This is a genomic window from Rhodoferax sp. GW822-FHT02A01, from assembly GCF_038784515.1.
Lineage (GTDB): Bacteria > Pseudomonadota > Gammaproteobacteria > Burkholderiales > Burkholderiaceae_C > Allorhodoferax.
This window is the reverse complement of the sequence record NZ_CP152376.1, coordinates 3,345,847-3,358,854: the sequence shown is the minus strand read 5'-3', so window position 1 is coordinate 3,358,854 and position 13,008 is coordinate 3,345,847. Positions and strand designations below refer to the sequence as shown.

Below are 13,008 nucleotides of genomic sequence, written 5' to 3'. Positions count from 1 at the left end.
GAGCCCATGCCCCGTTTGCTGGTCGGTCCGTTCAATCGCGTCGAAGGCGATCTGGAAGTCACGTTGGATGTGCAGCAGGGCCGCGTGGCCAGCGCGCACGTGAACTCCACCATGTACCGCGGCTTCGAGCAGATCCTGCAGGACAAGCAGCCGCACGACGCGCTGGTGTTCGTGCCGCGCATCTGCGGCATCTGCTCGGTGTCGCAGTCGGTGGCCGCCGCGCGTGCGCTGGCGGACCTGGGCAGCATCGAGGTGCCACCCAACGGGCAGATCGTGACCAACTTCATCCTGGCTACCGAGAACCTGGCCGACCACCTGATGCACTTCTATGTGTTCTTCATGCCGGACTTCACCCATGCTAGCTACGCGCGGCACGCCTGGCATGGCGAGGCGGTGGCCCGCTTTGCGCCGCAGACCGGCAGCCAGACCCGCGCCGCCACGGCAGCGCGCCAGCGCTGGTTCACCCTGCTGGGCACGCTGGCGGGCAAATGGCCGCACACCCAGTGCATAGAGCCCGGCGGCTCCACCCGCGCGGTGGATGCGGCCGAGCGCATACGCCTGTTGGCCAAGGTGCGCGAGTTCCGTGGCTTTCTGGAGTCGCAGCTGTTTGCCGCGCCGCTGGAATTCATCAGCAGCCTGGACAGCGAAGCCGCCCTGCTGCGCTGGCTGGCAGAAGACCCGCTCAAGGGCGACCTGCGCATGTTTCTCACATTAGCGCAGGACACCGGGCTGCGCCACCTGGGCCCGGGGCCGGGGCGCTACCTCAGCTACGGTGCCTATCCGCAACCCGGTGCGGGCTTCGCCTTCGCGCCGGGCGTGTGGCATGCGGCCACGCAGACCCTGAACGCAGTGGATGCACAGGCCATACGCGAAGACGCCACCCACGCCTGGCTGTCCGACAGCGGCGGCCCGCGCCACCCCATACAGGGCATCACCCAGCCCGAGCCGGACAAGCCTGCGGCCTACACCTGGAACAAGGCGCCGCGTCTGGATGGTGCCGTTCTGGAGACCGGCGCAATCGCGCGCCAGCTTGCCAGTGCGCATCCGCTGGTCCGCGAACTGGTGGGCAGCTACGGCGGCACCGTGTTCACCCGCGTGGTGGCGCGGTTACTGGAACTGGCGCGGGTGGTGCCGTTGATGGAGCAGTGGCTGATGCAGCTGCGCCCAGGCGAGGCGTTTTGCGTGCCTGCGCAGTTGCCGAGCGAAGGCACGGGCGTGGGCCTGAGCGAAGCCGCGCGCGGCAGCTTGGGCCATTGGATGACGGTGCAAGGCGGGCGCATTGCCAGCTACCAGATCGTGGCACCCACCACCTGGAACTTCTCGCCACGCGATGCGGCGGGCACGCCCGGTGCGCTGGAGCAGGCGCTGGTGGGCGCGCCGGTGCTGGAGGGAGAAACCACGCCGGTGGCGGTGCAGCACATCGTGCGCTCGTTCGACCCTTGCATGGTGTGCACGGTTCACTAAACTTTGCAGACCATGTCCACCTCCGTGCCACCGCCCTTCATGGACACCCGCAGTGCAGAACTGGAGGGTGTGGACGAGGCCACCTGGCTGGACGTGATCCAGAAGATGGACGAGGTCTACTCCAAGCTGGTGGCCGATGAAATCGAGCTGGAGAGCAAGAACGCCAAGCTGGAGCAGTCGCAGCAGTTCATCATGAGCCTGCTCACCGCCATGAGCGACGTGCTGATTGCCTGCAACCAGGATGGCCTGATCGAAGAGACCAACGCCGCCTTCTGCCGCCTGGTGGGCCGCAGTGACGAGAGCCTGCGCGGCACCTCGGTGCTGCAACTGCTGGGTGACGAGACCAGCGCCGCGCGCTGGCGCGAATGCACCAGCCGCACCGGCTCCACCGAAGGCGCCACGGTGGAGATCAACCTGCGCGATGCGCACAACCAGATGGTGCCGGTGGACATGAACTGCACGCCGCGCTACAGCAGCAGCGGCCAGGTCATGGGCCATGTGATGGTGGGCCGCCCGTTGGGTGAACTCAAGCGCGCCTACCACCAGCTGCGTGAGGTGCACGAGGCGCTCAAGCGCGCGCAGCAACAGCTCATGCACTCAGCCAAGATGGCCTCGCTGGGCCGCTTGGTGGCTGGCGTGGCGCATGAACTCAACAACCCCATCAGCTTTGTGCTGAGCAATGTGCATGTGCTGCAGCGCTACGGCAACCGCCTGGGGCGCTACCTGGAAGCCGTCCACGAACTAGAACTGCCGCCGGAAGTACAGGAGCTGCGAAAGGACCTGCGCATAGACCACCTGATGCAGGACCTGCCCTCGCTGATGGAAGGCACCATCGAAGGCGCGCAGCGCACCACCGACATCGTCAACGGCCTCAAGCGTTTCTCCACCGGGTCAGCCGAAGAAGTCACGCTGGTGGAAGTGGGCAACGTGGTGGAGCGCGCCATCCACTGGGTCAAGAAAGGCACGGCCCCGCAGTTCGACATCCAGTGGGAGCAGCAGGAAGACTGCCACGTGCACGGCAACGCCGGCCAACTGCTGCAGGTGATGATGAACCTGATCCAGAACGCATACGACGCCTGCGCCCCCGGCAGCGGCAAACCGGCCCAGCTCAGCATCCACATGCACAGCGATGGCGAGCAGGTGCACATCACCTTTGCCGACAACGGCAGCGGCATTGCGCCCGAACACCTGCCGCATATCTTTGACCCCTTCTTCACCACCAAGAGCGTGGGCAAAGGCACAGGCCTGGGGCTGTCCATCAGCTACGGCATCGTGGAGCAGCACGGGGGAAAGCTCAGCGCGGAGAATTTGCCGCAAGGTGGGGCGTTGTTTACGGTGACGTTGCCGTTGGTGCAAGGGGTGCAGGCTGCGGCGGCGTGAAGGGTCCGATCACAATGATTAAAACGATAAGCACAACGTGAAAAAAAAAGCGGTCCTCTCCTTATTCGCCCTGATCTTGTTGGCCATACTCGGGAGCGCCTATTGGTTGCACGGCAATCTAGACCATCTCGTGAAGCGCGCCATTGGCGGTTACGGCAGCGCCATGACAGGGGCGACCGTGAAGGTGGAACGGGTAGAGATCAAGCCAACCGATGGGCAGGGTTCGCTTAGTGGACTGTTGATTGGCAACCCCGCGGGATACAGGTCACCCTATGCATTGAAGGTAGGCAAAGTGGAGCTTGCAGTGGAGCTGTCCTCATTGGCTCAAGACGTGGTGGTCATCCGGAAGATCGAAGTTGTATCGCCAGACGTAGTCTATGAAAAGGGCGAATCGATGACCAACTTTGACGCGATTCAGAAGAACATTGCAAAGTACCTGGGTCCGTCCAAGGACTCCAAAGGGAAGAAGCTCATCGTGCAGGAGTTCATCATCAGTGATGCCAAGGCCCACGCCACTGCGCCCTTTGCGGGCGACAAAACCATTACGGCAGAACTTCCTGACCTGCATCTTCACGATCTCGGGAAGGCTCAGGGCGGAATTACGCCTGGTGAACTGGGCCAGGAGATTGCCAATGCATTGGAACTGCGACTCAAGGCCTCGCTGAGTTTTGAACGTTTGGTTACGTCAATCGGCAGTGCATTGAAAAAAACCGGGAATGCCATCAAAGGGCTGTTCAAACAATTGAACAGCCCTTTGATTTAATTAGTCAGTCGCTTCGCCGCGAAAGCGGTCGGTCAAGCTGCTCCTCTGGCAGCCAAGCCATCTTAAAATCACGTGCATCCAGTGCAGATTAATTGGAGTCAACACATACAAATGGAGGCAAACCATCTCTCCTCGCTTGGTGAATTTGGCACCCTAAAGAATGCCATCGGCTCGTGGTACCACCAAGATGCTTATGTTGAATTCAAATCGGATTTTGAGATATGGTCCGACATTTACTCGTGTCATGATTTTGGAGGAAGGTCCCGTCTGAGAGAGCAACTGACTGAACTGCTTAAGCGTTCAGACCAGGAAGTTGCCGAGCTTTGGGGCTCGCATGCGCACTTTGACGGCTTCATGGAGGACTCTGACGCTCGGACTTACCTTGAATCTATGCTCGAATTCTTTCAGCATGCCTAGTTCTAACAACTTCATCTACGCCGCGAAAGCGGTCTTCTAAAGTAACTGCCTGCATGACCGCGACCGTCTTCCATTGAGACATATTGAGAAGGACAGATGACAAATTCCTCTATTCCCATTGAGTTGCCACCCTTCGACACTGGTGAATACGAGCGCTGCGAACTAAGCATGGCGAATGGCGACGCGGAATTGACCTTGCACGTCTTCGGAATGCCACCGATTTGTATCAAATTCACAAGAGTGCGTTGGCATCGCTACACAGCGTTGTACGCATGCGATTCCGACTGGATTTCCGGCTTCTATTTCAAAGTTGCAGAGGTTCCAAATAGTAAGGAATTGGCGGCGCACCTTAAAGCTGACAAGTCTTCGACGAAAGCCTATGCGCATTTACACCACTTTCGAATCTTCATAGATGAAACTGGCTGTCATGAGTTCTTGGCTGAAACAGCGCGCATGCTCTAGAGGACGCCTGCAAACTGGTGATGGGTCACGTCCGGCAATCCACATTTTGTTTCCCAGGCCCTCTGACCTTGCAGGCCAACGACCGCTTTTGGACGCCGGCAAAGTCGGCTTCCAGCCCGCTGCCGATGGAAAAATGTCAATGAAGGTGTACCGCCGGTTCGCCGCGATTCCTGATATTCACGCAAAAATAAGCTATTTGCAGCTAGCGAGGCAGGCGGAATGGAGCGATGGGTTTTTGAATTTCCTCCAAGTGAATCCGGTTCGCTTGCTCATACAAAGAATGAAAATCCAATCTCAAAGTTGCCCGCCACCCAACAATTCCGCCGAGAGGGATCGCCTACAAGCTGTGCTTGTAGATTCCCTTCGCGGCTCCTCACGTCAAACATTAGCCTTCATGAAAATAGTTATCGCATCCTTCATTACGGTAGCACTTGCATGCGGATGCGCATCAGATTCGTCTAGATATCAAATTGGTAGGACTGGCGCTCTTCAAAACAAAAGTGACGCGGAACTACATCACGCGGAGATCATTGATTCAGAACAACCTTTTGCTTCCGAAGGATTCGATGTTCCCCCGAAGCTATTGGAATCTCACCTACCCGGATACCCAATAAGCCAACGAGATCTCAAAACGGATGCAAGCGTCCGTATACGGTTTATTATCGATGTTAATGGGTCTATTTGCGATCCGATAGTGTTGGGCGCACCGCCGCCGGAGCTTGCCGCAGTGGTCCTTGATTCAGTAATGAGATGGAAATTTTCGCCGGCGCTTAAGAATGGCATTCCTGTACGGGTGCGAACTCAACAAGTGTTCACCTTTAGGCCAAAATGATAGCTAAATAGCATTCCAACGTACCACAGCTGGCGGCCCCCGAATTCAAACTTTAAGTCTCTATTGAGTGTCTGCTTTGGAGGTTCGACAAAGACCGCTACCAGCCCATAGTTGAAATAGCAGCGCATCTTAATTTTCAACACGTAACTGAATGTCAGGCGTACGTCGTCACCACACACCTTCACGACTTCCCCAAACTCCTTATGAAGCGGATGCTGAAACCCCGAGTCACAGAACTCGCGCCTCAGGCGTAGCGCCGCACCATCGCGTCCAGACTCACCGGCTTGATCTTGCTGGCCCGCCCTGCACAACCAAAAGCCTCGAAGCGGCTCTGGCAGATGCCCTGTGCAGCCTTGCGTGCGGCGATCAGCGCCTTGCGCGGGTCGAACTCGGACGGTTGCTGGGCAAAGGCCTGGCGCATGGCGCCGGTCATGGCCAGGCGAATATCGGTGTCTATGTTGACCTTGCGCACACCGCTCTGGATGCCGCGCTGGATTTCCTCTACCGGCACGCCGTAGGTTTCCTTGATGTCGCCACCATAGGTGCGGATGATGGCCAGCCACTCCTGCGGCACGCTGCTGGAGCCGTGCATCACCAGGTGCGTATTCGGTATTTGCGCATGGATGGCGGCGATGCGGTCTATGGCCAGGATGTCGCCGGTGGGCTTGCGGGTGAACTTGTAGGCACCGTGGCTGGTGCCTATGGCAATGGCCAGCGCATCGACACCGGTCTGGCGCACAAAGTCCTTGGCCTGCACCGGGTCGGTCAGCATCATGTCGTGGGTGAGGTGCCCTTCAGCGCCGGAGCCGTCTTCCTCTCCTGCAGCGCCGGTTTCCAGGCTGCCCAGGCAGCCCAGCTCGCCTTCCACCGACACGCCGATGCTGTGGGCCAGACGGCAGACCTCGCGTGTCACGTCTAAGTTGTACTGGTAGTCGGACGGTGTCTTGGCGTCTTCCTTGAGCGATCCGTCCATCATCACGCTGGTAAAGCCCGAGCGTATGGCTTGCATGCACACCGCGGTGCTGGCGCCATGGTCCTGGTGCAGCACCACCGGAATGTCCGGGTGCGCCTCCACCGCGGCCAGCACCATGTGGCGCAGATAGCTCTCGCCCGCGTACTTGCGCGCACCGGCAGAGGCTTGCAGGATGACCGGGCTGTCGGTGGCCTGCGCCGCCTCCATGATGGCCTGGATTTGCTCCAGGTTGTTGACGTTGAAGGCGGGCACGCCGTAGCCGTATTCGGCAGCGTGGTCCAGCACCTGACGCAGTGACACAAGGGCCATGAAAATTCTCCTCAGTTTTGAAAAATGAAAGTGGTGCTGCGGCTAGCCAGCCAGCAGCGCCGAGCAGTCGGCAATGACGCGGTCCGGCAGGTTGGCGGCAATGGGTTGGCCCATGTTGTAGCCATAGGGCAAGGCCCATACCTGCACCCCGGCGTTGCGGGCGGTGGCCACGTCGATGCTGGAGTCGCCCACGAACAGCGCACGTTCGGCACGGACGCCCAGCGTCTGCAGGCACAGCGCAACGCCCGCCGGGTCGGGTTTCTTGACGGGCAACGTGTCACCACTCACCACCATGTCCAGCAGACTGTCCAGCGCATGGGCCTTGAGCACGATGTCGGTGTAGCGGCCTTCCTTGTTGGTCACCACCGCCGTCTTCACGCCGCGCACGCGCAGCTCCACCAGCGTCTCGCGCACCTGTGGGTACAGTCGGCTGCGGGTGCCGCAGCGCTGCTGGTAATGCCGGTTGAAGATGGCCGCAATGTCGGCAAAGCCCGCACTGGCGCGCACCGTCTCGGCATGGACCTGGTTGGAAAACGCCAGTGCCTGCACCAGCAGCTCGCGGGTGCCCTGCCCTATCCAGTCGTTGACCTGCTGCTGCGTCACCGGTGCCCGCCCGGTCTGGCGCAGCGTGTCGTTGACCGCATCGCAGATTTCGGGCGCGGTCTCGATCAGCGTGCCGTCCAGATCGAAGAGGATGAGGTCGAAGGCGCTCATGTCAGCGACCGCACAGCCTGCACCACACTCTCGGCCGTGATGCCAAAGTGCGCATACAAGTCCTTGGCCGGAGCCGATTCGCCAAAGCCCGTCATCCCGATCACCACGCCCGTGCGCCCCACGTATTTGCGCCAGAAGTCCGGATGCGCGGCTTCGATCGCCACCACGGGCAGTGCCAGCGGCAGGATGGATTCCTGGTAGTCCAATGGCTGGCGGTCAAACACATTGCTGCACGGCATGGACACCACGCGGGTGGCAATGCCCTGCTCGGCCAATGTCGCCTGGGCCTGCAAGGCCAGTTCCACTTCGGAGCCGGTGGAGAGGATGATAGCCCGGGCACCTGGTGCGTCGCGCAGCACATAGGCGCCGCGGCGTATGTCCGCCACCATGGCCAATTGCGTAACCTGCGGCAGGTTCTGGCGCGACAGGCACAGCGCGCTGGGCCCGTCTGCACGCTCCAGTGCGCAGACCCAGGCCACCGCCGTCTCCAGCCCGTCCGCGGGCCGCCACACGTCCAAGCCCGGAATGATGCGCAGGCTGGGGACATGCTCCACGCTCTGGTGTGTGGGGCCGTCTTCGCCCAGGCCGATGGAGTCGTGGGTGAACACGTGGATGACCCGCTGCTTCATGAGCGTGGCCATGCGCACTGCGTTGCGGCTGTAGTCGCTGAAGGTGAGGAAGGTGCCGCCATACGGGATGTAGCCGCCATGCAGCGCCATGCCGTTCATGATGGCGGCCATGCCGAACTCGCGCACGCCGTAGCTCAGGTGGTTGCCCCAGGTGTCGCGCACGGCGCGCACGCAACCCTTGAAGTTGGTGAGGTTGGAGCCAGTCAGGTCGGCACTGCCGCCAAAGAACTCGGGCACCAAGGGCGCCAATACGTCCAGCGCATTCTGGCTGGCCTTGCGGGTGGCGTGGGCCTGCGTGTTGGCGGCAATGGATTGCAGCAAGGCAGGCAATGCCGCATCCCATTGGGCGGACAACGCGCCTGACATGCGCCGCTCGAACTCGGCCGCCAGCTCAGGGAAGTGGCTGCGGTAGGACTCGAACTGCAGCAGCCATGCTTGCTCTGCCGCTTGCCCGCGCTGCACCGCATTCCAGGCATCGGCAACGTCTGCGGGGATGGTGAAAGGCGGGTACTCCCAGCCCAGCGCCGCGCGCGTGGCCGCCACTTCTGCAGCGCCAAGCGCTGCGCCATGCACATCGTGCGTGCCGGCCTTGTTGGGTGAGCCCATGCCGATCACCGTCTTGCAGCAAATCAGCGTGGGCTTGCCGTCGGGCTCCAGCGCCTGCGCCCGCGCGGCGCGCACCGCTGCATCGACGGCCTCCGGGATGTGGCCATTGACGTTGGCAATCACGTTCCAGCCATAGGCCTTGAAGCGCTGCGGCGTGTCATCGGTGAACCAGCCTTGCACATGGCCGTCGATGGAGATGCCGTTGTCATCGTAGAAGGCCACCAGCTTGGACAGGCGCAGCGTGCCAGCCAGCGAGCACACCTCGTGGCTGATGCCTTCCATCAGGCAGCCGTCGCCCAAAAAGACGTAGCTGAAGTGGTCCACCACAGCATGGCCAGGCCGGTTGAACTCGGCAGCCAGCAGCTTCTCGGCCAGCGCCATGCCCACCGCATTGGCCAGCCCCTGGCCCAGCGGGCCGGTGGTGGTTTCCACGCCGGGCGTGACGTCCACCTCGGGGTGGCCGGGCGTCTTGCTGTGGAGCTGGCGGAACTTGCGCAGCTCGTCCATGGGCAGGTCGTAGCCGGTGAGGTGCAGCAGCGCATACAGCAGCATGGAGCCGTGCCCGTTGGAGAGCACAAAGCGGTCGCGGTTGGGCCACTGCGGGTTGGCCGGGTTGTGGCGCAGGTGGCGGTTCCACAGCACTTCGGCGATGTCGGCCATGCCCATAGGCGCACCGGGGTGGCCGGACTTGGCCGCCTCCACCGCGTCGACTGCGAGCATGCGAACAGCATTGGCCATCTTGCGGGCCATGTCAGGTGAAGGACTATTCATAGTTTGATGCATACAAAAAATCAAGTGAGAGAGAAGCACGCTGCGAGCGCTGTGTCTTGTCCAGGAATACCGCGGAACCGGCTTCGCCGGTCCGCCGGTATTGCCCCCTGCAAGGGGGGAACGGGCTACACGCAGTGAGCCCGGACGGGGGTTAGCGTTTCTTCCTTTCCATCATGCGCCAGATGAAGGGCGTGAAGATCAACTGCATGGCCAGCTCCATCTTGCCGCCGGGCACGACGATGGTGTTGGCACGGCTCATGAAGCTGCCGTCCACCATGCTGCGCAGGTACTGGAAGTCGATGCCCTTGGGCTGCGCAAAGCGGATCACCACCATGCTCTCGTCAGGCGAGGGAATGTCACGCGCAATGAAGGGGTTGCTGGTGTCCACCATGGGCACCCGCTGGAAGTTCACATGCGTGTGCATGAACTGCGGGCAGATGTAGTTCACGTAGTCGGGCATGCGGCGCAGGATGGTGTCGGTCACCGCCTCGGTGCTATAGCCGCGCTTGGACTTGTCGCGCCAGAGCTTCTGTATCCACTCCAGGTTGATCACCGGCACCACGCCGATGAGTAGGTCCGGGTGCTGCGCGATGTTGACCTCGGGCGTGACCACCGCGCCGTGCAGGCCTTCGTAGAACAGCAGGTCGGTGTTGGCGGGCACGTCTTCCCAGGGCGTGAAGGTGCCGGGCTCCTGCTGGTACGGCGCTGCCTCCTCCGGGTCGTGCAGGTACTTGCGGCGCTTGCCGGTGCCGGTGAGCGCATAGTTGGCGAACAGGGCTTCCAGCTCGGGGAAGAGGTTGTTCTCGGGGCCGAAGTGGCTGAAGTTCTTGTTGCCTTTTTTCTCGGCCTCGGCCAGGCGCACCTTCATCTCCTGGCGGTCATAGCGGTGGAAGCTGTCGCCTTCGATGATGGTGGCGTTGACCTTCTCGCGGCGGAAGATGTTCTCGAAGGTACGGGTCACCGACGTGGTGCCCGCCCCGCTGGAGCCAGTGATGGCAATGATGGGATGCCGCTCGGACATGGGTTGCTCTCCTCAAGTTGTGAATTCGTTTCAGTCGCGGAACAGGCTGCGTTCGGCAAACAGTGGGTTGGCCAGGTCTTTGCGGACGGGCTCAGCGTGGTAACGCTCGATGCGCTCCACCTCGTTGCGCGAGCCGAACACCAGGCCGATGCGCTGGTGCAGACCAATGGGCTCAACCTGCAGCACCGGCCCGACGCCCGTGCTGGCGCGGCCACCGGCCTGCTCCATCACCATGCCGATTGGGTTGGCCTCGTAGAGCAGGCGCAGGCGGCCGGGCTTGGCCGCGTCCTTGGTGTCGCGCGGATAGAGGAACACGCCGCCGCGCATCAGGATGCGGTGCGCCTCGGCCACCATGCTGGCAATCCAGCGCATGTTGAAGTCCTTGTCGCGCGGGCCGGTCTTGCCGGCCAGACACTCGTCCACATAGCGCTTGACGGGCGGCTCCCAGAAGCGGCTGTTGGAGGCGTTGATGGCGAACTCCTGCGTGTCCGCGGGGATCTGCATCTTGGGGTGGGTGAGCATGAACTCGCCCAGATTGGGGTCCAGGGTGAAGCCGTTGACACCGGTGCCCACGGTGAGCACCAGCATGGTGGTGGGGCCATACAGCGCATAGCCCGCAGCCACCTGCTGGGTGCCGGGTTGCAGGAAGTCAGCCTCGGTGACATCGGCACCGTTATCCGGGCCGCGCAGCACCGAGAAGATGCTGCCCACCGACACATTCACGTCGATGTTGCTGGAGCCGTCCAGCGGGTCGAACACCAGCAGGTACTTGCCGCGCGGGTACTGCGCCGGTATCTGGTAGGGCTGCTCCATTTCTTCCGAGGCCATGCCCGCCAGATGCCCGGCCCAGGCGGTGCGCTGGATGAACACATCGTTGGATAGCACGTCCAGTTTCTTCTGCGTCTCGCCCTGCACGTTGATGGAACCGCCGGTGTGCTCGGCATGGTTGCCCATGACGCCGCCCAGTTCGCCAAAGGCCACGGCGCGGGCAATGGCCTTGCAGGCCAGGGCCACGTCCAGGATCAGGGCATTGAAGTCGCCGCTGGCGTTGGGGAAATTGCGCCGCTCCTCGATGAGGAACTGCGTCAGGGTGGAGCGGTTGGTCAGGGGCATGGTGGGTCTCTCGGATTGCTAAAAATTCGGGGGGCCTCAGCGCTGCAGCGCCTGGCTGCGCAGGGTGTGCATCACGGTGCGGTAGCCGCCATCGGCATCGGGTGCGCCGAACACGGCGCTGCCAGCCACGCAGGTGTCGGCACCGGCGCGCACGATGGTCTGGATGTTGTCGGTCTTCACGCCACCATCCACTTCCAGCCAGATGGGCTGGCCGCCTGCGGCCATGTGGGCATCAATGCGCTGGCGCACGGCGCGCAACTTGGGCAGCGTGGCGGGTATGAACTGCTGGCCGCCAAAGCCGGGGTTCACGCTCATGAGCAGCACGATGTCGAGCTTGTGCATTACGTGGTCCAGCCACTGCAGCGGGCTTGCCGGATTGAGCACCAGCCCGGCCTTGCAGCCGTGGTCGCGGATCAACGACAAGGTGCGGTCCACATGGCGCGAGGCCTCGGGGTGGAAGGTGATGAGGTTGGCACCAGCCTTGGCAAACAGCGGCACCAGGCTATCGACCGGCTCCACCATGAGGTGCACGTCGATGGGAATGGTCACATGCGGCCGAATGGCCTCGCACACCAGCGGGCCTATGGTCAGGTTGGGCACATAGTGGTTGTCCATCACGTCGAAGTGCACCAGGTCGGCACCGGCAGCTTCGATGGCACGCACCTCCTCGCCCAGGCGCGCAAAGTCGGCCGAGAGGATGGAAGGCGCCAGGCGCAGCTGGGTGGGTGTGAAGTCGGTCGCGGTCATGGTGTCTTTCATTGCAGGGCTTGTGCGTGCCAGCTGCGCAGGCGCACCAGGTCCACATGGGTGAGGTCCGGCACCACACGCAGGGCGCCATCAAAGTCGTGGTCGGCGGTGTAGCTGGTGGGCGTGATCAACGTAGCCAGTTGGGCCGCGCGTGCCGCCTGCAGCCCGTTGGAAGAATCTTCAAAGGCTATGCATTCCTGGGGCTGCAGACCCAGTGCCTGCAGCATCTGCAGGTACACCTGCGGGTGCGGCTTCTTGATGGGAGCGGTGGAAGCATCACCAATGGCGCTGAATTGCAAACGCCAGTCCGCGCCCAGGGCGCGGCGCAGCAAGGACGCAATGTTGACTGGCGAGGTGGTGGTGGCAATGGCCAGTTGCAGCCCCTGCGCGTGGGCCTCGGACATGAGGCGCAGCACGCCCGGGCGCAGCACCACCGCGCCACTGTTGACGGCAGCGTTGTAGGCCGCCGTCTTGAGCTCGTGCAGGCGGTTCACCGTGTCCTGCAAGGCCAGGCCGTCGATGGCGCGCACCTCGGGGTGCACCTCCTGCCAGTAGTGGGCAATGCGCTCCTTGCCACCCGACACATGCAGGAGCCGGGTGTAGAGCGCCTCGTCCCAATGCCAGTCCATGCCCATTTCGGCAAAAGCCTGGTTGAAGGCCGCACGGTGGGCCGACTCGGTGTCTGCCAGGGTGCCATCCACATCAAAAATCAGGGCCTTCAACATGCCGGGTTGCCTCGCTGGTTGGGGAAAATCGGGTCACCTGAGCGGCAACTTGGGATTTACTTTACGGGGCTGCACCCATAAA

12 protein-coding genes are annotated in these 13,008 nt (G+C 62.1%); 5 read left to right on the top strand and 7 right to left on the bottom strand.

Features of this window, described 5'->3' with window-relative positions:
- Positions 1-6: 6 nt before the first annotated feature.
- From AAGF34_RS15775 to AAGF34_RS15755, 5 genes are all read left to right on the top strand, one after another.
- Positions 7-1,464, top strand: coding sequence for a nickel-dependent hydrogenase large subunit (locus AAGF34_RS15775; protein ID WP_342616670.1), 1,458 nt, complete (start codon positions 7-9; stop codon positions 1,462-1,464).
- A gap of 12 nt (positions 1,465-1,476) precedes the next feature.
- Positions 1,477-2,844, top strand: coding sequence for an ATP-binding protein (locus AAGF34_RS15770; protein ID WP_342616669.1), 1,368 nt, complete (start codon positions 1,477-1,479; stop codon positions 2,842-2,844).
- A 37-nt stretch (positions 2,845-2,881) separates the two neighbouring features.
- Entirely contained in the window at positions 2,882-3,607 is a 726-nt protein-coding gene (locus AAGF34_RS15765) for a hypothetical protein (RefSeq protein WP_342616668.1), read from the top strand.
- Positions 3,608-4,120: 513 nt separating this feature from the next.
- Positions 4,121-4,486 (top strand): hypothetical protein, encoded by a 366-nt coding sequence (locus AAGF34_RS15760; protein ID WP_342616667.1) that lies wholly within the window; start codon positions 4,121-4,123, stop codon positions 4,484-4,486.
- Positions 4,487-4,625: 139 nt separating this feature from the next.
- Complete coding sequence (locus AAGF34_RS15755; protein WP_342616666.1) at positions 4,626-5,318, top strand: energy transducer TonB; 693 nt, start codon at positions 4,626-4,628, stop codon at positions 5,316-5,318.
- A 244-nt stretch (positions 5,319-5,562) separates the two neighbouring features.
- Here the strand turns inward: AAGF34_RS15755 and fba are convergent, their stop codons facing one another.
- The 7 genes from fba to AAGF34_RS15720 all read right to left on the bottom strand — a co-directional run bounded on the left by fba (position 5,563) and on the right by AAGF34_RS15720 (position 12,926).
- Positions 5,563-6,600, bottom strand: a complete 1,038-nt coding sequence (fba, locus tag AAGF34_RS15750) for a class II fructose-bisphosphate aldolase (protein ID WP_342616665.1) — start codon at positions 6,598-6,600, stop codon at positions 5,563-5,565.
- A 42-nt stretch (positions 6,601-6,642) separates the two neighbouring features.
- On the bottom strand, positions 6,643-7,314 hold the full coding sequence (locus AAGF34_RS15745) for an HAD-IA family hydrolase (RefSeq protein WP_342616664.1): 672 nt from the start codon (positions 7,312-7,314) through the stop codon (positions 6,643-6,645).
- On the bottom strand, positions 7,311-9,320 hold the full coding sequence (tkt, locus tag AAGF34_RS15740) for a transketolase (RefSeq protein ID WP_342616663.1): 2,010 nt from the start codon (positions 9,318-9,320) through the stop codon (positions 7,311-7,313). The genes AAGF34_RS15745 and tkt overlap by 4 nt, the downstream gene beginning before the upstream one ends.
- A gap of 151 nt (positions 9,321-9,471) precedes the next feature.
- A complete protein-coding gene (locus AAGF34_RS15735) occupies positions 9,472-10,341 on the bottom strand; it encodes a phosphoribulokinase (RefSeq protein ID WP_342616662.1) in 870 nt (289 codons plus the stop codon).
- Positions 10,342-10,371: 30 nt separating this feature from the next.
- Entirely contained in the window at positions 10,372-11,454 is a 1,083-nt protein-coding gene (locus AAGF34_RS15730) for a class 1 fructose-bisphosphatase (RefSeq protein WP_342616661.1), read from the bottom strand.
- Between the two features lie 36 nt (positions 11,455-11,490).
- Complete coding sequence (rpe, locus tag AAGF34_RS15725) at positions 11,491-12,201, bottom strand: ribulose-phosphate 3-epimerase (RefSeq protein ID WP_342616660.1); 711 nt, start codon at positions 12,199-12,201, stop codon at positions 11,491-11,493.
- A gap of 8 nt (positions 12,202-12,209) precedes the next feature.
- Positions 12,210-12,926 carry an HAD-IA family hydrolase gene (locus AAGF34_RS15720; protein ID WP_342616659.1) on the bottom strand — a complete coding sequence of 239 codons (717 nt, stop codon included), beginning with the start codon at positions 12,924-12,926 and terminating at the stop codon, positions 12,210-12,212.
- Between the last annotated feature and the right edge of the window lie 82 nt (positions 12,927-13,008).

Bases quoted from the DNA above. Each gene is read 5' to 3' on its own strand.
- AAGF34_RS15775 (WP_342616670.1), top strand. From the start codon at position 7: ATGCCCCGTTTGCTGGTCGGTCCGTTCAATCGCGTCGAAGGCGATCTG.
- AAGF34_RS15770 (WP_342616669.1), top strand. From the start codon at position 1,477: ATGTCCACCTCCGTGCCACCGCCCTTCATGGACACCCGCAGTGCAGAA.
- AAGF34_RS15760 (WP_342616667.1), top strand. From the start codon at position 4,121: ATGACAAATTCCTCTATTCCCATTGAGTTGCCACCCTTCGACACTGGT.
- AAGF34_RS15755 (WP_342616666.1), top strand. From the start codon at position 4,626: ATGAAGGTGTACCGCCGGTTCGCCGCGATTCCTGATATTCACGCAAAA.
- fba (WP_342616665.1), bottom strand. From the start codon at position 6,600: ATGGCCCTTGTGTCACTGCGTCAGGTGCTGGACCACGCTGCCGAATAC.
- AAGF34_RS15745 (WP_342616664.1), bottom strand. From the start codon at position 7,314: ATGAGCGCCTTCGACCTCATCCTCTTCGATCTGGACGGCACGCTGATC.
- tkt (WP_342616663.1), bottom strand. From the start codon at position 9,320: ATGAATAGTCCTTCACCTGACATGGCCCGCAAGATGGCCAATGCTGTT.
- AAGF34_RS15735 (WP_342616662.1), bottom strand. From the start codon at position 10,341: ATGTCCGAGCGGCATCCCATCATTGCCATCACTGGCTCCAGCGGGGCG.
- AAGF34_RS15730 (WP_342616661.1), bottom strand. From the start codon at position 11,454: ATGCCCCTGACCAACCGCTCCACCCTGACGCAGTTCCTCATCGAGGAG.
- rpe (WP_342616660.1), bottom strand. From the start codon at position 12,201: ATGACCGCGACCGACTTCACACCCACCCAGCTGCGCCTGGCGCCTTCC.
- AAGF34_RS15720 (WP_342616659.1), bottom strand. From the start codon at position 12,926: ATGTTGAAGGCCCTGATTTTTGATGTGGATGGCACCCTGGCAGACACC.